Source organism: Nonomuraea roseoviolacea subsp. carminata, from assembly GCF_024172185.1.
Classification (GTDB): domain Bacteria; phylum Actinomycetota; class Actinomycetes; order Streptosporangiales; family Streptosporangiaceae; genus Nonomuraea; species Nonomuraea roseoviolacea.
The window spans coordinates 5,451,194-5,471,913 of sequence record NZ_JAMZEC010000001.1 but is presented as its reverse complement, the minus strand read 5'-3'; the positions used below and the strand labels follow the sequence as shown (position 1 = coordinate 5,471,913).

The following is a 20,720-nucleotide window of genomic DNA, read 5'->3' as shown; positions in this document are numbered from 1 at the left end:
GCGCTCACCCCAGGGCCCGGGTGCGGCGGCCGAACAGGACCAGCGAGGCGCCGAGCAGCAGGGCGGCCATCGCGGCGAGGACGCCGAGCTGCGGCAGCACCGCGCCGATGCCCGTGCCGGGCACGGCCAGCTTCAGCAGCGCGTCCATGCCCCAGGCGTGCGGGAAGAGGTGGCCGACGGCGTTGAGCACGTCGCCGGACGACTCGCGCGGCCACAGGCAGCCGCCCAGCATGCCGAGCACGACGCCGAGCGGCGGCCCGATGGCGGGGGCCTGGTCGGGGGTGCGCAGCAGCGTGCCGACGAGGATCGCCGCCCCGGTGGAGACCAGCGCGAACGTCCCGACGACGGCCGCCACGCCGAGCGGGTCGCCCCAGTGGACGCCGAACGCGAGCACGCTGACCGCCATGATGAGCGCGGCCTGCGCGCCGGCGACGAGGAAGCGGCTCAGCGCCTCGCCGAGCAGCACCGACCGGTGCCGCACGGGGGCGGTCAGCGCGCGCTGGAGCATGCCGAGCCGGCGGCTCTCGACCAGGGCGGCGGCCACGGCCATGGAGTTGATGAAGGTGAACAGCAGCAGGTTGGCGGGGGCGGTGTAGGCGAAGCCGCGCGGATCGCCGGCCGCGGTCGAGGTGTCCTTGACGGCGACGCGGCCGGACTCGGCCTGCGCCTGCCGTACGTACGCGGCGGCCTGCTCGGGGGTCGCGCCAGCGGTGCGGGCGGCGCGCGTGGCCTCCTCGACGGCCGCGACCTTGCTGACGGCGACGTCGATGGCGCTGCGCGCGGCCATGCCGCTGCCGTTGGTCTCGGTGACGACGAGGTCGAGCCTGGTGGAGCCGGACGGGATGACCAGGCCGGCCGCGAGCGAGCCCTCCCGCACGCCCGAGCGCAGCTCGGCGGCCGAGGTCATCGTCGTGACCTCCAGGTCGGGGTGGCGGCGCAGCTCGGCCAGCAGGGCGGTGCTCACGGGGCCGGAGTCCTCGGCGACCACGCCGACCGGCAGCCGGGACGAGCCGGCCGTGCCGCCGCCGAGCGCCATGCCGACGAAGACGATGGAGACGAACGGCATGACGACCATGAAGAACAGGCCGACGCGGTCGCGGGTGTGGCGGCGCAGGTTGGCGGCCACGAGCGCGAGCACGGGCCGGGGCCGCAGCCCGGTGGTCGTCATAGCAGCAGTCCCTTCCGGAAGCCGAGGAGGGCGAGCCCGCCCGCCGTCAGCGCGATCGCGCAGAGCACGCCCACCGGCAGCGCCACTGCCGCGAGCCCGGCGCCCGAGCCGGCCAGCTCGGTCAGCGCCTTGGACGTCCAGCCGTTCGGGGTGAGCAGCGCGACCGCCTGGAGCGGGCCGGGCAGGTTGTAGATCGGCACCAGGCTGCCGCCGAAGAAGGCCGCCACGAACGACACGATCATGATCACGCCGTCGGCCTGGGCGTCGGTCCTGACCCGGCTGGTCACCAGCATGGTCAGCGCGGCCGCGGCCAGCACGTGCGCGACCAGCACCACGGTGACGGCCGCCGGGTCGCCCCAGGTGGAGCCGAAGATGAGCACCGAGGCGCCCCAGTTGAGCAGCGCCCCGGCGACGGCCAGCGCGAACCCGACGGCGGCCTTGCCCGCGACGGGCACCCAGGCCGCGACCGGGGCGGCGCGGATCCGGTCGAGCGTGCCGAGCTTCCGTTCGGTCAGCAGCCCCCGAAACGAGGCGCCCACCACGAAGAACGCGAACAGCGCCGCCATGCCGGAGCCGTAGTAGACCGACAGGTCGATCTTGCCGCCGGCCAGCGGGTCGTCGGCCAGGCCGATCGCCGGGCCGGCCGCGCCGTTGCGCTCCACCAGCTCCTTGACCTGGTCGCCGGGCACGCCCGCGCGCAGCACGGCCCGTACGGCGAGGGTGCGGGCGTCGACCACGGCGGAGATGCGGTCCACGATCGCGCTCGCCACCACGCCCGCGAGGGGCGACTCGGGCGTCTTCAGGACCGCCACGTCGCCGCCCTTCCCGGCGCCGACGCTCTTGCTGAATCCGGCCGGGAAGACGATCGCCGAGCCGATGGCGCCCGACTCCAGCTCCCGGCCCGCCTGCTCCCTGCTCGGCAGGTCGCGCAGCGTCACGGAGCCCTTCAGCTCCTTGGCGGCCATCACCTCACGCCGGACGCTGGCCGGGAACTCGCCGCCGTCCAGGTCCACGAAGCCGACCGTCGCCTTCAGCGGCGGGTCGTCGCCGCCCAGGGCGAGGCCGAACAGGGTCGCCAGCGTCACCGGGACGATCACGGCGATGACGATCGCCGTGCCGTCGCGCAACCGGGTGCGCAGTTCGAGCGCGCTCACCGTCCACAAGGCCCGCAACATGGTCAGTCCCTCAACGTGCTGCCGGTGAGGTGCAGGAACGTGGCCTCCAGGTCGGGCTCGATGACCTGGGTGGCCGTGACGGTGGCGCTGCCCTCCACCGCGGTGATGAGGGCCGGCAGCAGGTACCTGCCGCCCTCGGCGATCAGCCGTACCGACGAGGCGCCCGTCCGGGCCGCCTCCACCACGCCCTCGACGGCGCGCAGCTTGGCGAAGGCCGTCTCCACGTCGCCGTCGAGGACCAGCTCGACCTTGTCGGCGGTGCCGACCAGGGAGACCAGCTCCCGGCGGGTGCCGTCGGCGATGATCCGGCCGTGGTCGATGATCGCCGCGCGCTCGCAGACCCGCTCGATCTCCTCCATGTAGTGGGAGGTGTACAGCAGCGCCATGCCCTCCTCGACCAGGCGCTCGACGCCGTCGAGGATGGCCTTGCGGCTCTGCGGGTCCACGCCGACGGTCGGCTCGTCCAGGATCAGCACCTCGGGGCGGTGCAGCAGCGCGGCGCCGATGTTGATGCGGCGCTTCATGCCTCCGGAGTACGTGCCGAGCTTGGTGTCGGCCCGGTCGGTGAGGCCGATGAGGTCGAGCACCTCGTCGATGCGCGCGGCCAGGCGGCGGCGGGGCAGGCCGAACAGGCGGCCGAAGAAGCGCAGGTTCTCGCGCCCGGTCAGCTCGGGGTAGAGGGCGATCTCCTGGGGGACGTAGCCGATCTTCGCCTTGGCGCGGGTGGGGTCGGCCGCGAGGTCGACGCCGCCGACCAGCACGGTGCCGGAGTCGGGGCGCAGCAGGCCGACGAGCATGGAGATCGTGGTGGTCTTGCCGGCGCCGTTGGGGCCGAGCAGCCCGTACGCCTGGCCGGGCGCGATGGCGAAGCCGACGTCCTCGACGGCGACGACGTCGCCGTAACGCTTGCTCAGGCCCCGGCAGGCGAGGGCGGGGGTGGCCGTCGCCGCGGGCACGGAGGCCGTCTCCAGGGCGGTCATCGGCGCCACCCCCCGGAGGCGTCGTCGCGGTCCAGCAGCTCGGCCGGGTCGCCCTTGCCGGCCGTGTTCCCGGCGAACGTCTGCCGGGTCAGGTCGGCGCCGAGCTGGAAGTCCAGCGGGGTGTTGCCGGTGACCCGGTTCCACAGGAGGTGGTTGTCCAGGGCGTCGTCGCCGCCCCAGTCCTTGGAGGAGCCGATGACGAGGCCCGCGCCCATGACCGACTCGCCGCTCGGGTGGTTGTCGTGGATGTGGTTGTCCACGACGGCGACCCGGTGGGTGCCGATCAGCGCGAGACCGACCCCAGAGATGGGCGGCCCGGCCGCGCCCAGCCCGTCGGGCTCGGCGCCCGCGGCCAGGCCGTTGCCGTGCAGGTCGTTGCCCGCCACCAGGCAGTCCCGGACGCCGCCTTCGGGCTCGCCCTCGTACACCTGGTTGAGCAGGAGCATGCCGATCGCGTTGCCGTGGCAGGCGTTGCGCACCACCCGGGCGTTCGAGGAGTTGTCGACGAAGATCCCGAAGGCGTTGGCGAACGTCTCGTTGCCGGCGACCAGGCCGTCCGAGTCGGGGCAGAAGCTGAGCGCGACGCCGCCGTACTGGCTGCCGGAGGCGCGGCAGCCGCTCACCTCGCAGCCGCTGGACTCGCGCAGGTAGACGCCCCAGACGGCGTTGCCGCGGGCCTCCACGTCGCGCACCCTCACCCCGGCGACGGAGTGGGCGTAGATCCCGGCGCCGGTGAAGCCGGTCACGGTCAGCGCCTCGATCGTGACGTTGGCGACGGCGTCGCCGTGGACGGTGACGCCGCTGACGACGTCCTCGGTGGCGTCGTGCAGCCGGGGCACGTCGGCCGGGACGCCGTCGCCGGGGGCCAGCAGGGTGCGGCCGGGGCCGGCGCCGGTCAGCGACACGCCGCCGTGCCGGATCCAGACGCTCTCGGTGTACGTGCCCTCCGTCAGCACGATGCTCGCTCCGGGACCGGCCTCGTCCAGCGCCCGCTGGATCGACTCCCCCGGTCGTACCGTCTTCACCCGGGACATCGGGCACCTTCCTTCCTGTCGACGTACACGATCGCCAGCGCCACGAACAGCCCGCCGCCGCTCCCCCACCGGGCCGCGCCGGTGACGGCCGCGTCCTGCGGGGGGCGGAGCCGCTCCAGGGCGGCGGCGCGGGAGGCGCCGTGCAGCGCGTACGCGGCGCCCCCGTCCAGCGCCACCCCGGTGGAGGCGGCCAGCTCGGCGGCGGCCTCGTCCAGCAGGCGGCCCGCCCACGCGGCCGGGGCCCCGCCGACCGCCTCGAAGTCGTGCCACCCGAAACCCGGCGCCCGGCCGCCGACCGCCTTGATCAGGCACTCCTTGACCGAGAACGCCGCCGCCTCGGAGGTGAGCCCGCGCTCGGCCTCGGTGGCGACGTGCCGGGCGAACGCCTCGCCGCCGCGTTCGACGGCCCGCGCCAGCCGCGCCGTCTCGACGACGTCCACGCCGAGGAGGACGGCGGGCTCGCCGGTGCTCTCAGGTGCGGCGGTGCGGGCCGCGGCGGCGACGGCGCTCATGCCAGGGCGCCCGCGCAGCGCGTCACGAAGGACTCCAGGACGCCGGTGTACTCCTCGGCCCGCTCGACCATCGGGATGTGCCCGCTCCCCTCCACCACCAGCACCTCGTTGGCCGGGTAGTCGGCCAGCAGCTCCAGCCACGGGTCCACGGGCGTCATCCGGTCGTGCCGGCCCCAGACGTACAGGGACGGGCAGCGCACCTTGTCCAGCGCGGGCCGCACCGCGTAGCGGCGGGTGGCCTTGATGCTGCGCGCCATGCTCACCATCGACTCGGGCCGGCGCAGCATCTCGCCGACCTCGCTCATCCGCTCGTCCGAGAAGAAGCTGCGGCCGCTGTGGAACAGCGCGGCCACCATCCGCTCCCCGAACTCTTCGCCGAACGGCCGGACGCTGCCCCGCCGGTCGAAGCTGAGCCCGACGTCGGGGTCCGCGGTGAGGCCCGGCGCGCCGCTGACCACGATCCCGCGCACCCGGTCGGGGTGGCGGCCGGCGAGGTCGATGGCGACCAGGCCGCCGAGGGAGTTGGCGCAGACGATCACGTCCGCCACGCCGGCGGCGTCGCAGGCGCGCAGCAGCGCGTCGCCGAGCTGCTCGATCGACCCGGCTACCTGCCGGTCCAGGGCGCAGATCGCCTCATGGGTACGGAGCACCGGCCACCCGGCCGCCTCCAGGCGCCGGTACGGATGCTCCCAGATCCACCCACCGGCGAACAGCGCGGACATGAACGCCACAGCCGGCCGTCCGTCCCCGGAGGCGTCTCCGGCGGGTCCGCCGGTCCTGTCGCCGAGGTTGTGCTCGGCGGTGAAGTCGATCATCTTTCAGGCTCCCGTGTTCTCGCGAGGAGGGATCACAGCGTGGACGCGTCCTCCGGCGTCCACCCGCACGCGCAGGCCGCGTCCTTGCCCGCCGCCACGACCGTCCCGCAGGCCGGGCAGCGGGCGTAGTCGCGGACCGTGGCGGGGTACCAGACGCTGGTGTGCACCCGGGTGCACAGCCCGCCCTTGAAGAAGCGGCGCATGGCCCGCTGGTGCGGCCGGGCGTGCACCGCCCGCAGCGACTCGGGCCGGTCGAAGGCGCTCAGCGTGAACTTGCGGGCGCCGATGTCGAACGTGGTCACGCCCAGGAACCCCTTCGCGGACCGCAGCGACTTGACGATCTCCACGCTGAGCAGGTCCACGTCGGCGGCCTCGGCGTCGTCGCGGATCTCCAGCCAGGTCAGCACGAGCGCGCCGGCCCGGTCGGTGCGGCCGGTCGCGGCGCGGGCGCTGACGCCGAACTCGCGGGCCTCGTCGGCGCCGGGCACGAACCGGGCCGTGTACCCGAGCGCCTCGGCCAGCGCCAGCCGGTCGAAGCTCCGGCGGACGTGGACGCCGCGCGCGTCGCGGGTGACCAGGTCGGTGCCGTGCACGGTGGCGGTGCCGCCGGTGGCGGGCATGCCGAGGTAGGACTCGCGGTGGTCGGCCACCAGGGTCCAGGAGACGGCGGCGGCGTCGGCGTCGCCGGTCACGAGGTCCACGGTGAAGCGCGCGTTACGGAAGCGGGCCATCGTCCGGGCGGCGTGCTCGGCCAGCGCCGCCCCGGCCAGCGCCCCGCCGGAGTCGGGGTCCTCGAAGGTGTCCACCGACGCGGCCACGGCCTGGGCGTCACCGGCCCGCCACGCGTCGAGCAGCGCCTCGGCCGCCTTCCGGACGTCCATGGGCATGTCAGGTCTCCTCGTCCTCGGGGAGGCGGGTGGAGCGGAGGGCCACGGCCAGGGCGCGTCCGTCCGTGTGGCTGATGGACAGGCGGACCCGGTCGCCGGGCCGTACCAGCTCGGCCAGCGGTGGGGCCAGGCGCACGGCGGGCGGGTGGCCGTCGCGGCAGGCGGCCGTGGCGCGGCAGGACGCGGTGGGCCGGGGCAGCACCTCCACCTGGCCGAGGCGTTCGGCCGTGGGCGGCAGATCGAGCAGGCGCAGGACCGCGCGCTTGCCCGCCAGCCGGCCCGCCCAGTGCTGCACGCTCGCGCCCGCCGCGGACCGGACGCGTTCGGCGGCCGTGTAGACCTCCTCCAGCCGCATCCCCGCGACGAGCTGCTGCGGCCGCGTGAGCCCCGCGAAGCAGACCAGCGCGCTCCCCCACCGGTTCACCCGCCGGCCTCCCTGATCGCGTCGCGCGTCATGCCGCCACCGCCTTGGCCAGCCGGCGGAGGGTGGCGGGGTCGGCCATGCTGAGGCAGCGCGCCTCCGCCCGCCGCGACAACCCCGTGAGGACCTTGCTGTCCCCCACCTCCACGCCCGAGGCCACCGCGTCCACCGCCGCGACCGTGCGCGTCCACCGGACCCGCCCCGTGAGCTGCGTGACCAGCGCCTCCCGCAGGGTGGCGAGGTCCAGGGTGGGCTCGCCCGTGACGTTCGGGACGACGGGTACCAGGGGCTCCAGCATGGGCACGGCCGCCACCGCCGCCGCCCACCCCGCCACCGCGGGCTCCATGAGCGGCGAGTGGAAGGCGTTGCCCACCGACAGCGGCACGATCTTGCTGGCGGCGGTGGCCGTCGCCGTGACCCGGTCGAGCGCCGGGAGTGCGCCCGAGACCACGACGTGCCCCGGCGCGTTCTCCAGCCCGACGACCACCGGCTCACCGGGCGCCGAGGCGGCCTCCGCCAGGGCCTCGACGTCCTCCACCGGCAGCCCCATCACGGCCCGCATCCCGCCGACAGCGCCCACCGAGGCCATGAGCCGCGACCGGGTCTCGACGAGGCGCACCGTGTCGGCCAGCCCCAGGACGCCCGCCGCGTGCAGCGCGGTCAGCTCGCCCACGCTGTGCCCGGCGACGATCTCCGGCTCGTACCCCTCCTCCTCCAGCACGGCCAGCGCCGCGAGGTTGCAGGCCGTGACGGCGATCTGCGCGTGCTCGGTGGCGACCAGCCGGTCCAGCGGCCCGCGCGCGCACAGCGGCGAGATGGGCCGCGACAGCAGCGCGTCCACCTCCTCCAGCCGCTCGCGCGCGGCCGGGCGGCGGCGCAGCCAGGCGCCCATGCCGACGCGGACCGTCCCCTGGCCGGGGAAGAGATAGCCCAGCATGACGTCCCTCCCTTCAGCTACAACCGGCGCCGGGGGCGCCGCTCCTCGTGGGCGGGGCGCTCCGTGCCGAGGAAGCCGAGCAGCAGCTTGTTGACCTCGTCGGGCGCGTCGAGCGGCAGCCAGTGGCCGGCGTCCTCGACCCGCTCGTAGCGCCAGGGCCCCTTGACGAACTTGCCGGAGCCGGACATGCCCTCCTCCAGCAGCGCCTTGTCGCCGGCGCCCCAGATGCCGAGCGTCGGCGCGAGCACCGGCGGGAACGGGCGGGCGGGGCGCAGCTCGGAGGCGGGCGAGCGGTTGGCGCGGTACCAGTTGAGGCCGGCGGTCAGCGCGCCGGGCCGGGCCAGGTCGCGCAGGTAGCGGTCGTAGTCGCCGTCGCGGCCCATGATCTCCTTGAACAGCCGCCAGCCGTTGCGGCGCAGCAGCTCCTCGCTGACCCCGGGGAACTGGTAGAAGAGCATGTACCAGGAGGCCATCCGCTGCTCGATCGACGGGGTGGCGAAGACGCCGGGATGCCCGACCGACAGCACCGCCAGGTGGTCGAGCCGGCGCGGCATGAGGAAGGCGTACATCCAGGCGATGGCCGCGCCCCAGTCGTGGCCGACGACGTGCGGGCGCTTGATCCCGAGCTGCATGGTGAGGGCGACGACGTCGTTGACGATCGTCTGCATGCCGTACGCCTCGATCTCCTGCGGCTTGCCGGAGTCGCCGAAGCCGCGCAGGTCGGGCGCGACGACCCGGAAGCCGCCCTCGACGAGCGCCGGGATCTGGTGGCGCCACAGGTAGGAGGAGTCGGGGAAGCCGTGCAGCAGGATGACGGGGTCGCCCTCGCCCTCGTCGACGTAGGCGATGTCGACGCCGTTGACGTGAACCGTTCTCTTCTGGGTCATGCGGTCTCCCTGAACAACCGCTCAGCGAAGAACTCGCTGAAGCCGAACTCGGGTACGTCCTCCGGGGCCACCATGTTGAGCAGCCCGGTCACCTGGGCGGCGAAGTTCTTGGCCATCAGCCTCCGCACGCGACGGCGCCGCTCGACGGCCGCGGGCCCGAACTCGACGTGCAGCCTGCTGATGATGGAGGCGCCGAAGTCGAGGCGTTCCAGGCGGAAGTCGCGCTCCTTGACGTACGGGGCGAACGCCTCGGGCGACCAGTCGTCGGAGGCGAGCAGGATCTCGCAGACCGTCCGCGAGTCGCGCATCGCGCACGACAGGCCGGTGCCGAGGACGGTGTCGGCGTTGCCGGCCTCGTCGCCGATGAGGACGACGCCCTCGACCAGCGGCGGCCCCTCCGGCACGCTCGACACGGACGGCCACACCGACAGCGGCCCGGCGGGCGTGGCCTCGGTGACGGCCTTGCCGCGGTCGGGCAGGCAGTTCAGCTCGAACGCGGCGAGGAACCGCTCGACGCCGCCCGGCCCCCGGTAGCGGTGCTTGTTGACCGTGGGGAAGTTCAGGTAGAGGCGGGCCCGGCCGTAACCCTGGGGGAACACCATGAACATGACGTCGCCCTCGGTGCCCATGGCCTGCACGTCGGGCGGCCACCCCTCCATGCCCTCGACCATCATGCCGCCGCCCCAGTGGTGCATGGAGTTGCGCATGGTGACGCCGATCTGGCGGCCGACGGTGTTGCCGCGGCCGGTCGCGCCGAGCACGATGCGCGGCCGCAGCTCGTGGGCGCCCTCGGGGGTCTGGTAGGTGACGACGGGCCGCGCGCCGGCGGTGACGCCGATGCGGGAGGCGTCCATCACCAGCCGCGCGCCGCTCGCCACGGCCTGCTCGGCCATCAGCTCGCACACCTGGTGGTGCGGGAACGACATCGGCCCGCCGATGCCGGGGATGAACCTCGTCATGTCCACGGCCTCGACCTCGTCGTCGGTCACGGCCTCGTCCCAGGTCATCCACTCGCGGATCTCCCAGGCGCCGCCGGCCGAGAAGCAGTCGTAGACGCCGAGGCGCTGGGCCTCCCTGATGCCCCAGGGCGCGAGCCACTCGCCGCGCACGAGGTCCTTGTAGGAGTCCTGCTTCTCCAGCAGCACCACGGACAGCCCGCCGGCGGCCAGCATGCACGCCGCGGACGCCCCGGAGATGCCGCCTCCGACGATGACGACGTCGGGCTGCTCGGGTCGTACGGTCACGTCCCCCACCTCTCCCAGTAGGTGCGTTCCTTGGCGCTGTAGCGCTCTGCGGGGCGGAAGTCGGTGCCCACGGTGTACGCGACGGGGATCATGCACACCTGGGTCACCCCGGAGGGGATGCCGAGCATCCGCGCGACCTGCTGCTCGTGCGGTACGTGCAGGCAGGTGATCGTGCTGCCGAGCCCGCGGCTGCGCAGCGCGAGCTGGAAGGACCAGATGGCCGGGAAGATCGAGCCGTAGAAGATGCTGGCGCGGGTCTCGCCGTGCCGCACCAGGTGGCCGGGGTCCTCGGGCACCTTGTCGGCCATGCGCCTTTCCCACGCCTCGTTGATGGCCGTGATGTCGGGCGGGCGGCCGAGGACGCACGGGATGACGAGGACCGGCACCCGCGCGATCGTCTCGGTGAGCGCCAGCGCGGAGGCGTAGTTGCGGCGCGCCCCGGCGTCGTTGCGGCGGCGGCCGGCGTTGGTCCACATGTCGTTGCGGTGGAACGTCCAGGAGGACTGGATCATCTCGGCCAGCTCCTGCTTGACGGCGGCGTCGCTGATGACGAGCCACCGCCAGTTCTGGTGGTTGTTGGCCGTGGGCGCCTGGACGGCGACCTCCAGGGCCTCCTCCACCACCTCGCGGGGCACGGGCCGCTCGACGTCGAGGCGGCGGCGCACGGAGCGCGTGGTGGTCAGCAGCCGGTCGGTCTCGGCGACGTCGAAGGGCGTGGCGCGCACTGCTTCCGCCCCGATGCTCACCGCGCCCGGCGTGACGCCCGGCGCGCCCGGCAGGATGCTGACCGCGCCCGGTGTGGTGCCCGGCGCGCCCGGCGGGATGCTCACCGCGCCCGTCCCGGTGGTCACTGCGCCCCCAGGAGGACCGCGCCGCGCACCGAGCCGGGCGCGGCGGTGAGCGCCATCGCCCGATCCACGGGCCCGTCGAGGCCGGGTTTGGTCACGTACGCGGCGAGGTCACCGGCGCGGGGGGCGGCGAGGCCGGTGAGCGCGGGCGCGACGCCGTCGCGGACGGCGAGCGCGGCGAGAGCGATGTTGAGCGCGCCGGATGCGGCCTGGCAGTCACCGGCCAGCGCGGTGGAGGCGGTCAGCCGCGCGCCGGACGCGCCGGCGAGCACCGCCGCGGCCTCCGTGCCGTCCCCGGCCGTCCCGTCCGCCGCACCGACCACCAGCCCGGCGACCGCACCGGACGCGGCGGCCGGGGTTGCCGCGGTCGTCGGGCCGGACGCGACGGCGAACGCGCGGGCGATGCTGCGCGCCACGGCGTCAGCGTCCGCGTCCGCGTGTGGGGCGGCGTCCGTGTGTGGGGCGGCGTCCGTGTGTGGGGCGGCGTCGCCGTTCGCGTGGCCCGTGCCCAGCACCTTGGCGTACGGCCTGCCGTCGCGGGCGGCGCAGTGCTCGGCCGACTCGACGACGAACGCCACCGCCGCCGACCCGCGCACCGCCCCGGCCGACCCGGAGTCGTACGGCGACGGCACCGGAAGGTCCTCGGTGTCCAGGGCGGCCGTGCCGGTCGTCTCGTCGGCGGCCACCACGAGCACCACCTCCGCCTTGCCCGACCGGATGAGCTCCAGCGCGCAGTCCAGCGCGATGGAGGCCGAGGCGCCGCCGTTGCAGATGGTGGTGGTCGGCCCGCGCAGGCCGAGGGTCTGGCAGACGGCGCCGCCGGTGGCGTTGAGCACGACGTTGGAGAAGCTGAGCACGGCCGGCTTGTTCGGGTTGACCGCGATGCTCTCGTCGAAGCCGCCGGTGCTCTCGGCCGAGCCGGCGCCGGTGGCGAAGATCAGCGCGACGTCGTCCAGGTCCTTGCGCGGCAGCTTCAGCCCGGAGTCCTCCCAGGCCAGCCGGGAGGCGGCGATGGCCAGGCGCGACAGGTGGTTCATGTGCCGCCACAGGGAGCGCGGCGCGAACGTCCGGCCCTCCAGCGACGGGCCCCGGCCGGCGCCGTGCCGGCCCGCCAGGACGGCCTCGGTGAGCTCGGCGACGCCCGTGCCGGCCCCGGTGACGGGCCCGAGCCCGGTGATCACCGCGTCGCGGCGGGGCAGCTCCTCGTACGGCCGGGGCTCGCCGGGCGTGGTCAGCACCAGGGAGACGTTGTTGCCGCCGAAGGCGTAGTTGTTGGACACGACGGTGCCGATGGGCATCGGCCTGGCCATGTTGGGCACGAAGTCCAGGTCGCCGGCCCGGCCCTGGCCGTCCTCGTCGAAGCCGATGGTCGGCGGCGCCGTCGCGTGCCGCAGCGCCAGCACGCTCGCCACCGCCTCGACGGCTCCGGCGGCGCCCAGCGTGTGGCCGACGAACGACTTGATGCTGCTGGTCGGCACCTGGCCGGCCCGCTCGCCGAAGACCAGGCGCATGACCTTGGCCTCCATGGCGTCGTTGGCGGGGGTGCCGGTGCCGTGCCCGCTGACGTACTGGACGTCGCCGGGCGTCAGGCCCGCGTCGGCGAGCGCCCGCCGCACGGCGCTGGCGCCGCCGCGGCCGGTGGGGTCGGGGGCGGTCGCGTGGTAGGCGTCGGCCGACAGGCCGTAGCCCGCGACCTCGGCGAGCGGCACCGCGCCCCGGGCCAGCGCCAGGTCCAGCGGCTCCAGCAGCAGGAACGCGGCGCCCTCGCCGAGGTTCAGGCCGTCGGAGTGGCTGTAGGGGCGGCACGGGCCGGTGCTGAGCGCCTGGAGGCCGGCGAAGCCCGCGTACGTGCCGAACAGCAGCGGGTCCACCCCTCCGGCGAGGACGGCGTCGGCCTCACCGGTGAGGATCTTGTCCTTGGCCAGGCCGACGGCGTTGCCGCCGGCGGCGCAGGCGGTGGACACCAGGATGCGCGGCCCGCGCAGGCCGAGCCGCTCGGCGACCACGTCCTGCGTGCGGTGCATCGGCTGGTAGCGGCCGGCCGCGTCGGGCGTGGCCTGGCACTTGCCGAGGATGATCCCGAACCGCTCGGCCCCCGCCTCGGCGGCCGTCAGGCCGGCCATCCCGACCGCCTGGCGGGCCGCGACGAGCGCGAGCCGCGCCGTGCGGTCGAGGTCGGCGTCGGAGCCGGGAAGCTGGTCGGCGATCCACTCGTCGGGCACCTGGCCCGCGTGCCGGGCCGTGAACACGGCGAACGCCTCGTCCTCGACCGGCGTGAGTCCGCCCTGACCTGTGGTGAGCCGCTGCCAGAACTCGGCTGGGTCGCGGCCGGCCGCGCAGATGATGCCCAGGCCGGTGACGACGACGGGCCGCAGCGCCATGCTTGTCTCCTTCTCAGCGCAGCATCCCGATCAGATGATCGGGATGCTCCAGCTCTTGGGCACGATGTACGGGCTGGTCAGCGTGGTCACCTCGGTCCCGCCGACGGTGAGCTCCAGACCGGCGGCGGCCAGGTCGTGGTCCACCCGGGCGAGGCCGAGCGTGGCGCCGAGGCCGACGCTGTGCACGGCGTGGACGACCTCGCCGATGTCCTGGCCGTTGACCCAGACGCGGGTGCCGGGCGCGGGGACGCCCTCGCCGCCGGAGAAGCCGATCGTGCGCCGCCCGCCGCCGGCCTCGAAGGCCGCCAGCACCGCCTCGCGGCCGACGAACTCGTCCTTGGTGACGTCCACCAGCCAGTTGGCGCCGATCTCGACGACGGTGGCGCCCTCGGTGACCTCGTGGCGCGGGATCGGCTGGCGCACCTCCAGCATGGCCAGCTCCAGCGCCTCCTGCCCGGCGGCCTGGGCGTGTTCCAGCGACTGGCGCCACAGGTCGGCGGCGTGCTCGACGGGCACGATCATCTGGTAGCCGTACTCGCCGGTGAAGCCGGTCCTGGCGAAGACGACGTCGGCGCCGTTCCAGGTGGTGTCCACGACCGACTCGAACGGCAGCGACGCCAGCTCGGCGTCGATGAGCCGGCCGACGACGCCCCAGGCGTACGGACCCTCCAGCCCGAGGACGGTGAGGTCGCCGGAGCGGTCGGTGATCTCGACGCCCTCGTCGTTGTTGGCCTGGAGGTGCGCGAGCAGGCGCCCGCCGGCGCCGCAGGAGCTCTCCAGCAGGAGGCCGTCCTCGCGGCCGAAGGCGAGGACCTGGTCCACGACCTGGCCGTCGGCGTCGAGCAGGAGGGTCATCATGCAGCGGTCGGACGTCAGGTACTCGACGTCGCGGGCGAGGACGCGCTGGGCGAAGGCCACGGCGTCCGGGCCGGTGATCTCGATGAGGCCGTGGCCGCCGAGGTCGAGGACCGCGGCGCGCTCCCTGAGCACCTTGTACTCCTCGTCGAGGGAGGAGAAGCGCAGCGGGACGGTGGCGTCGCCGACCTGACCGTAGACGGTCTGCTGGGGATGCGCGGACGCGAGGACGCTTGCCATGTTCACACCTTTCGCACGGGACGTTGACGGGCCGGGTCGGCGATCGTCAGGTTTCCTTCGGCCGCGACCTGGCCGTCGACCCGGGCCGACACCCGGTACTCGGCGAAGCCGGCCCCGCCGCCGGTCCGCTCGGCCGTCAGCGTGAGCTGGTCGCCGGGGACGACGGGGCGGCGGAACCGCATCGACCTGACCCCCGCCAGATAGCTGATCTCGCTGGCCCCGGCCAGGGCGAAGACCACGCCCGCGAGCTGGGCCAGCGCCTCGGTGATCACGATGCCGGGCAGGACGGCCTCGCCCGGGAAGTGGCCCTGGAACCACAGCTCGGTGCCGGAGACGTTCTTGACGGCCGTTCCCTTGACGCCGGGCTCGACCTTGCCGACCCGGTCGAGCAGCAGCATCGGCCAGCGGTGCGGCAGGACGGCGCGGACCTGGTCGTGGGTCAGCCCGCTGACCGGCCCGCTCGTGACCCCGCCGACCGGCCCGCCGGCCGCCTCGCTCGTGGGGGGCGCCTCGGCGAGCGTCATGCCGACGCCCGCAGCGCCGGGTTGACCTCTTCGGCCAGCCGCGACACCGACCCGAAGACCGCCATCTCGCTGTCGTAGAGCGCGACGCCGAACTCCGCCTCGATCGCCACGTACAGCTCCAGCACGTCGAGGCTGTCGAGCTCCAGGCCGCGGCCGAACAGCGGCTGGTCGTCGGTGATCCAGTCGGGGTCGATCTCCAGGTCCAGCCGCGACACGATCATCTTCTTGATCTGGCTGCAGGTCTGCTGCCGCTCCGCGGCCCGCGCGCGCAGCTCGTCGATCGTCATCTGGTCCTCCTTGAACCGGGGGGAAGGGGGGACGGCTCAGCCGAGGCCGCCGCCGTGGGCGACCACCACGGAGCCGGACATGTACGACGCCTTGTCGGAGGCGAGGAAGCTCACGATCGACGCGATCTCCTCAGGGCGGCCCATCCGGCCGAGCATGATGCGCGACTCGTACTGCTTCTTGATCTCCGAGGGCACCTTGCGGGTCATGTCCGTGGCGACGAACCCGGGCGCCACGACGTTGGCCCGCACGCCGTGCGGCGCCGCCTCGTTGGACAGCGCGTGGGTGAAGGCGATGATCGCGCCCTTGGACGCCACGTAGTTGGTCTGGCCGGGGAAGCCCCCGTCGAGCCCGCTGGAGGACGACAGGGTCACGATCGCGCCGCGGCGCTGGTGCTGCATGAGCTTGAGCGCCTCGCGGCAGGCGAGGAACGTGCCGATGAGGTTGGTGTCGACCGGGGCGCGGAACTGGTCGAGGCTCATCGTGAGGAGGTAGCGGTCCAGGGTGATGCCGGCGCTCGTCACGAGGACGTCGAGCCGGCCGTGGTCGGCGCGCACGCCGCGGAAGAGCCGCCGTACGGACTCCTCGTCGGTCACGTCGGCCTGCGCGGCGCTCGCGCTGCCGCCCTCCTCCTCGATCTGGGACACGACGTCCTTGGCGTCGCTCTCGGAGCGGGAGTAGTTGACCACCACGTGGGCGCCCTCGCGGGCCAGGTCCAGCGCGCAGGCCCGGCCGATGCCGCGCGAGCCGCCCGTCACCACGGCCACGGAGCCCTCTGCGAAAAGCATCATCCGTCTCCAGGAATTGAGACAATCGCGGATCGGCTTATCCGGATCTTCAGGTCAGTAAGCTACTAAGTCCCGACATCACGCCTGTATCACCCGGTTATTGGCGCATTGACCAGAACAATGGCGATGAATGACGCTGACAACCATGAAAAAGATGGACGTGGACGTGTTGATTGTCGGGGGCGGCCCGGTCGGCCTCTCCACGGCCATCGAGCTGTCGCGGCACGGAATATCGACGCTGCTCGTCGAAAAACATGAGGGCACGTCAATTTTTCCGAAGGCCCGCCTCGTCACCACCAGGACGATGGAGATCTTCCGCGCCTGGGGGATCGAGGAGGAGGTGGAGCGGGCCGGGATGCCGCGCGAGGAGTTCCTCGCGGTGGGCGTCGGCAGCTCGCTGAGCGCGGACGACTTCGTCAGGTCGGCCGCCGCGCTGCGCCGCGACGCGCCCCAGAGCCCCACCTACATGTTCCTGTGCTCGCAGGACCTCCTGGAGGTCATCCTGCGCCGCCGCGCCGAGTCGCGGCCGGGCGTCGAGGTCAGGTACGGCGCCGCCATGACCGGCTTCCGGCAGACGCCGGACGGTGTCGAGGCGGTCGTGTCGGAGGCGGCCGGCGAGACGCTGGTGCGCTGCGCGTACCTGGTGGCGGCGGACGGCAGCCGCAGCGGCGTCCGGGAGGAGCTGGGCATCGCCACCGAGGGCCCGCCGCCGCTCGGCCACATGATCAGCATCATGTTCGAGGCCGACCTGGGCTTCCTGCCCCCGGAGCGGCGGGCCGCGCTGTCCTTCCTCACCGACCCGCCGTGCGCGGTGGAGGCCGTCGACCACCGGCGGCGCTGGATGGTGCAGACCGGCTACGAGCCCGAGGAGGGCGGCAGCCCGGCCGACTTCACGGAGGAGGTCTGCCTGGCCGCCGTGCGCGGGGCCGTCGGCGTCCCGGACCTGCCGGTCACCATCCTCGGCGTCATGCCCTGGTTGCAGCAGGCCAAGGTGGCGGCCGCGTTCCGCTCGGGGCGGGTGTTCCTGGCCGGCGACGCCGCGCACGTGGCCACCCCGCAGGGCGGTTTCGGCATGAACTGCGGCATCCAGGACGCCCACAACCTGGCCTGGAAGCTCGCCGCCGTCCTGCGCGGTACCGCCTCGCCCGCCCTGCTCGACACCTACGAGCCCGAACGCCGCCCCGTCGGGGCCCGCACCGTGGACGAGAGCCTGCACAACGCGTTCATCACCTTCCAGATGATGGAGGGGCGGCTGTCCATGCGGGAGGCCATCGAGCAGCAGGCGGGGCGGCGCAGCTCGGAGGGGCTGGTGCTGGGCTTCCACTACGACTCGGCGGCCGTGGTGCCGGACGGGACGCCCGCCCCGGCGCCCGAGGACCCGTACCGCACGTACGTGCCGACGGCCCGGCCGGGCCACCGGGCGCCGCACGTCTGGCTGTCGGGCCCGTCCGGGCCGGTCTCGACGCTCGACCTGCTCGGGCCGGGCTTCACGCTGCTGGCCGCGTCCGGCGCCGGCTGGCCGGTGGCGGCGGAGGAGGCGTCGGGGCGCACGGGCGTCCCGGTGGCGGCGGTGGAGGTCGTCGCCACGGACGCCTCCGGCGGGGATGACGGTGAGTTCGCCTCTCCGACGTGGGCGAAGGAGTACGGCGTGGAGAGCGGCCCGGAGGGTGGCGGGGCGGTGCTGGTGCGGCCGGACGGGCACGTCGGCTGGCGCCACGCCGACGGCCCCGCCTCCGCCGACGCCCTCTCGGCCGCCCTCGCCACCATCCTGTCCCGCACCCCCTGACGCCACCAGGAGGACGCCCCTTGCGCCTGCTCGCCATGCGGCCCCTGAGCGCGCCTCGCGGCCGAGCAGGCAGGGGGGCGAGCAGGCGTCACGTCGTGGCGGGGCAGGCGTCCTTGGTGGGGCGCGAAGTGCGCAGGGCCGCCCGACCCGGCGCGGGGCGACACCCGGCAGGGCGCGAGACCTGGCACGACATGGCGGGACGCGAAGCGTCAGGTGGGACGTGGCAGGTGCGCGCGCCCCGTCGGGAGACGACGGCGGCGCGCCCGTACGCGTCCGGAAACCTCACCCGTACCCGCTGCGCGCCGGACGGCGCGACTGGAGGCGGGCCGCGCCGAGCCGCAGCGACAGGGGGCTCCCGCAGGAGGTGGCCACCAGGTCGGACACCGCCTGCGCCCCGGCCGCCGTGTCCACCAGCAGGTCGGCCAGCTCCCGCGCCGCGGCCTCCGGCAGGGGACGCAGGAACTCGCGGTGCGCGCCCTGCCGGGCGACCAGGTCGTCGAGCGGGTCCGTGCTGGTGATGACCACGCGGCAGCCGGCGCCTCCGGGCAGCAGCGCCCGCGCCTGGTCACCGTCGCGGACGCCGTCCAGCACCACGAGCAGCCGCCGCCGCGCCGTGCAGCTCCGGTAGAGCGCGAGCTTCTCGGCGCGCCCGGCCGGGATGTCGGCCCCGGCCACCCCGAGCGCGCGCAGGAAACGGTCCAGCACCGCCTCCAGCCCGCCGCCGTCCGCCGTGGTCAGCTCGGTCATGTCGGCGTAGAGCTGCCCGTCGGGGAACCAGTCGATCCGGCTGTGCGCCCAGCGCAGCGCCAGCGTGCTCTTGCCCACGCCGACCGGCCCGCTCAGGACCGTCACCCCCGGGACGGCGACCTCGGGGTCGGGCCGCAGGGCGGCGTTCATCGCCGCCAGCTCCTCCTCGCGCCCCACGAACGGCAGCACCTGCGGCGGGAGCTGGCACGGCACGACCTGCCCGGGCACGGTCCGGTGCGCGGGAGGCCGCATCAGCGCGGACTCGTCCCGCAGGATCTGCTCGTGCAGCCGCCGCAGCGCCGGGCCCGGCTCCAGGCCGATCTGGTCCAGCAGGTAGCGGCGGGTCTCCTGGTAGGTGCGCAGCGCCTCGGCGCGGCGGCCGGCGCGGTACTGGGCCAGCATGAGCTGGGCGCGCACGCGTTCCCGGAACGGCGACTCGGCGACCAGGGCCAGCAGCTCGGGGATCACCTGGTGGTGCCGGCCGAGCTCGATCTCCAGCTCCAGGCACGTCTCCAGCGCCTCCAGCCGCGACTCGGCCATCCGGGCCACGTCGTAGCGCAGCCCCCGGATGTCCTCGAACGGGTTGCCCTGCCACAGCGCGAGCGCCTCGCGCAGCACCTGGACGGCCTGCTCGCGCAGCCCGGAGGCGGCGTGGCCGCGCGCCTGCGCCACCAGCGCCTTGAACCTGACCCAGTCGATGCTGTCCGGGGCGGCCCGCAGCAGGTAGCCGGGGCTGGAGGTCTCGATCACCCCGGCGCCGAGGGTGCGGCGCAGCCGGGAGACGCAGATGGCGACCTGCCGCCAGGCGCTGCGCGGCGCCGACCCGGCCCACACGGCCTCGATCAGGCGCTCGACGCTCATCACCCGGTTGGCGTTGAGCAGCAGGCAGGCCAGGATGGCCAGCTCCCGGTTGGCGCTCATGGGCAGCTCGGCGCCGTCCTTGAGGACCGTGAGCGGCCCCAGCACCCGGAACTCGAACGACGGCGCCCCCATCACGCCATCACCTCCGCCACCTCCGCCAGACGGCCTTCGAGCAGGTCGGCGGCTCGCGTGGTGCCGCCCGCCCGCCCGATGTCGCCGCGCATGGCCTGGGCCCGGTGCCGTACGCGTTCGTCGCCGGCGACGGCGAGGACCGCCTCGACCAGCCGCTCGGGCGTGAGCGCGTCGGGGTCGAGGGCCCGGCCGAGGCCCAGCTCCTCGACGCGGCGCGCGGCCACCCGGTCGATCGGGGTGGCCGGGACGACCACCATGGGGCAGCCCCAGTGCAGGGCCTCCATGGCGGTGCCCAGGCCGCCATGGGTGACCGCGACCGTGGCGTGCCGCAGCACGCTCACGTGCGACACCCAGCGGCGCACCTCCATCGTGGGCGGCAGCGGCCCCAGGTAGCCGGGGTCCATGCCCGGGGGCAGGGTGACGACGCCGCGCCAGGGCAGCTCGGCGAACGCCCGCACGCAGGTGCGGAACAGCTCGGGCCGGCCCGCGGCGACGGTGCCGAAGGTCAGCAGCGCGACCGGCAGCCCGTCGTCCGGCGGCTCCCAGCCGGACAGGAAGCCCCGCTCCCCCAGGCAGGGCCCGACGAAGGCGAACCGCTCGTCGAAGGTGTCGCCGGCCGGCTGGAACGAGCGCGGCAGGCTGACCAGGTTGGAGTCCTGGACCTCCCACCACAGCTCGGCGGGGTCGGCCTCGACGCCGTGCCGGGCGGCCAGGGCGCGGGTCCTGGCCAGCATGTCGTCCACCCACGCGGGCATGCCGGGGTCGGCGTCGCCGCCGGCGTAGACGGACCCGAGGAAGGAGTAGTGCTCGTTGGAGGCGAAGATCGGGATGAGCTGGGTGGCCGGCACTCCGAGCTTGCGGGCCAGCACGCGCCCGGCGTGCAGCACCGTCAGGTCGTAAACGACCAGGTCGGGGCGCAGGTCCGGGTGGCCGGCCAGGTGCCGGTCGGCCGCGTCGAGCATCGCGCGGCTCTCGTCGAGGAACAGGGAGACGAGGGCCAGCGGGTCGCTCTCCAGCGCCCGCAGGTCGGCCCCCGCGTAGATCGAGTCATAGCAGAGCAGGCCGGCGCCCGTCTCCTCCACCAGCGGCGCCATGCCGCCCCCCGTGAGGTACGTGACCCTGTGCCCTCTGCGAACCAATTCGGCGACCACGGCGAGGCTCGGAATGACATGACCGTGGTCGGGTTGACACATGAAGAGATAATGCCGTGTCA

Annotated in this window: 20 protein-coding genes; 1 reads left to right on the top strand and 19 read right to left on the bottom strand. The window is 74.4% G+C overall.

The genetic code is table 11. The features are described 5' to 3' along the window. Positions 1 to 4: 4 nt before the first annotated feature. The 17 genes from HD595_RS25460 to HD595_RS25380 are packed head-to-tail and all read right to left on the bottom strand — an operon-like array spanning position 5 to position 15,984. On the bottom strand, positions 5 to 1,168 hold the full coding sequence (locus tag HD595_RS25460) for an ABC transporter permease (RefSeq protein ID WP_253773151.1): 1,164 nt from the start codon (positions 1,166 to 1,168) through the stop codon (positions 5 to 7). Next, positions 1,165 to 2,343: an ABC transporter permease gene (locus tag HD595_RS25455; protein ID WP_253773149.1), complete on the bottom strand. Its 1,179-nt coding sequence runs from the start codon at positions 2,341 to 2,343 to the stop codon at positions 1,165 to 1,167. The genes HD595_RS25460 and HD595_RS25455 overlap by 4 nt, the downstream gene beginning before the upstream one ends. A gap of 2 nt (positions 2,344 to 2,345) precedes the next feature. Then, positions 2,346 to 3,323, bottom strand: a complete 978-nt coding sequence (locus HD595_RS25450) for an ABC transporter ATP-binding protein (protein WP_253773147.1) — start codon at positions 3,321 to 3,323, stop codon at positions 2,346 to 2,348. Further along, positions 3,320 to 4,357 carry a right-handed parallel beta-helix repeat-containing protein gene (locus HD595_RS25445; RefSeq protein ID WP_253773145.1) on the bottom strand — a complete coding sequence of 346 codons (1,038 nt, stop codon included), beginning with the start codon at positions 4,355 to 4,357 and terminating at the stop codon, positions 3,320 to 3,322. The genes HD595_RS25450 and HD595_RS25445 overlap by 4 nt, the downstream gene beginning before the upstream one ends. Beyond that, entirely contained in the window at positions 4,345 to 4,869 is a 525-nt protein-coding gene (locus HD595_RS25440; RefSeq protein WP_253773143.1) for a 4'-phosphopantetheinyl transferase superfamily protein, read from the bottom strand. The genes HD595_RS25445 and HD595_RS25440 overlap by 13 nt, the downstream gene beginning before the upstream one ends. Next, positions 4,866 to 5,684, bottom strand: a complete 819-nt coding sequence (locus HD595_RS25435) for an alpha/beta fold hydrolase (protein ID WP_253773141.1) — start codon at positions 5,682 to 5,684, stop codon at positions 4,866 to 4,868. The genes HD595_RS25440 and HD595_RS25435 overlap by 4 nt, the downstream gene beginning before the upstream one ends. 32 nt (positions 5,685 to 5,716) lie before the next feature. Beyond that, positions 5,717 to 6,571, bottom strand: coding sequence for an ester cyclase (locus tag HD595_RS25430; protein WP_253773139.1), 855 nt, complete (start codon positions 6,569 to 6,571; stop codon positions 5,717 to 5,719). A 1-nt stretch (position 6,572) separates the two neighbouring features. After that, entirely contained in the window at positions 6,573 to 6,995 is a 423-nt protein-coding gene (locus HD595_RS25425; RefSeq protein WP_253773137.1) for a holo-ACP synthase, read from the bottom strand. 28 nt (positions 6,996 to 7,023) lie between these two features. Further along, the gene (locus HD595_RS25420; protein WP_253773135.1) at positions 7,024 to 7,929 is read right to left on the bottom strand and encodes an ACP S-malonyltransferase; all 906 of its coding nucleotides are present in this window, start codon (positions 7,927 to 7,929) and stop codon (positions 7,024 to 7,026) included. A gap of 17 nt (positions 7,930 to 7,946) precedes the next feature. After that, entirely contained in the window at positions 7,947 to 8,816 is an 870-nt protein-coding gene (locus HD595_RS25415; protein WP_253773133.1) for an alpha/beta fold hydrolase, read from the bottom strand. Continuing rightward, on the bottom strand, positions 8,813 to 10,060 hold the full coding sequence (locus tag HD595_RS25410) for an FAD-dependent oxidoreductase (protein WP_253773130.1): 1,248 nt from the start codon (positions 10,058 to 10,060) through the stop codon (positions 8,813 to 8,815). Before HD595_RS25410 ends, HD595_RS25415 begins: the two co-directional genes overlap by 4 nt. Continuing rightward, on the bottom strand, positions 10,057 to 10,911 hold the full coding sequence (locus HD595_RS25405) for a nitroreductase family protein (RefSeq protein WP_253773128.1): 855 nt from the start codon (positions 10,909 to 10,911) through the stop codon (positions 10,057 to 10,059). The genes HD595_RS25410 and HD595_RS25405 overlap by 4 nt, the downstream gene beginning before the upstream one ends. Next, positions 10,908 to 13,289, bottom strand: a complete 2,382-nt coding sequence (locus tag HD595_RS25400) for a beta-ketoacyl-[acyl-carrier-protein] synthase family protein (protein ID WP_253773126.1) — start codon at positions 13,287 to 13,289, stop codon at positions 10,908 to 10,910. The genes HD595_RS25405 and HD595_RS25400 overlap by 4 nt, the downstream gene beginning before the upstream one ends. Before the next feature lie 30 nt (positions 13,290 to 13,319). Then, positions 13,320 to 14,384 (bottom strand): aminomethyl transferase family protein, encoded by a 1,065-nt coding sequence (locus tag HD595_RS25395; protein WP_253773124.1) that lies wholly within the window; start codon positions 14,382 to 14,384, stop codon positions 13,320 to 13,322. 2 nt (positions 14,385 to 14,386) lie between these two features. Beyond that, entirely contained in the window at positions 14,387 to 14,908 is a 522-nt protein-coding gene (gene fabZ, locus HD595_RS25390; RefSeq protein ID WP_253773122.1) for a 3-hydroxyacyl-ACP dehydratase FabZ, read from the bottom strand. Further along, positions 14,905 to 15,195, bottom strand: coding sequence for an acyl carrier protein (locus HD595_RS25385; RefSeq protein WP_175601782.1), 291 nt, complete (start codon positions 15,193 to 15,195; stop codon positions 14,905 to 14,907). The genes fabZ and HD595_RS25385 overlap by 4 nt, the downstream gene beginning before the upstream one ends. A gap of 36 nt (positions 15,196 to 15,231) precedes the next feature. Next, positions 15,232 to 15,984, bottom strand: a complete 753-nt coding sequence (locus HD595_RS25380; RefSeq protein ID WP_253773120.1) for a 3-oxoacyl-ACP reductase family protein — start codon at positions 15,982 to 15,984, stop codon at positions 15,232 to 15,234. Positions 15,985 to 16,126: 142 nt separating this feature from the next. On the opposite strand from HD595_RS25380, the gene HD595_RS25375 reads away from it, so the two are divergent. Next, a complete protein-coding gene (locus tag HD595_RS25375) occupies positions 16,127 to 17,767 on the top strand; it encodes an FAD-dependent oxidoreductase (RefSeq protein WP_253773118.1) in 1,641 nt (546 codons plus the stop codon). 282 nt (positions 17,768 to 18,049) lie between these two features. Here the strand turns inward: HD595_RS25375 and HD595_RS25370 are convergent, their stop codons facing one another. Both HD595_RS25370 and HD595_RS25365 read right to left on the bottom strand, forming a co-directional pair. Then, positions 18,050 to 19,507 (bottom strand): AfsR/SARP family transcriptional regulator, encoded by a 1,458-nt coding sequence (locus tag HD595_RS25370; protein WP_253781310.1) that lies wholly within the window; start codon positions 19,505 to 19,507, stop codon positions 18,050 to 18,052. Then, positions 19,507 to 20,700, bottom strand: coding sequence for a macrolide family glycosyltransferase (locus HD595_RS25365; RefSeq protein WP_253773117.1), 1,194 nt, complete (start codon positions 20,698 to 20,700; stop codon positions 19,507 to 19,509). The genes HD595_RS25370 and HD595_RS25365 overlap by 1 nt, the downstream gene beginning before the upstream one ends. Positions 20,701 to 20,720: the final 20 nt, after the last annotated feature.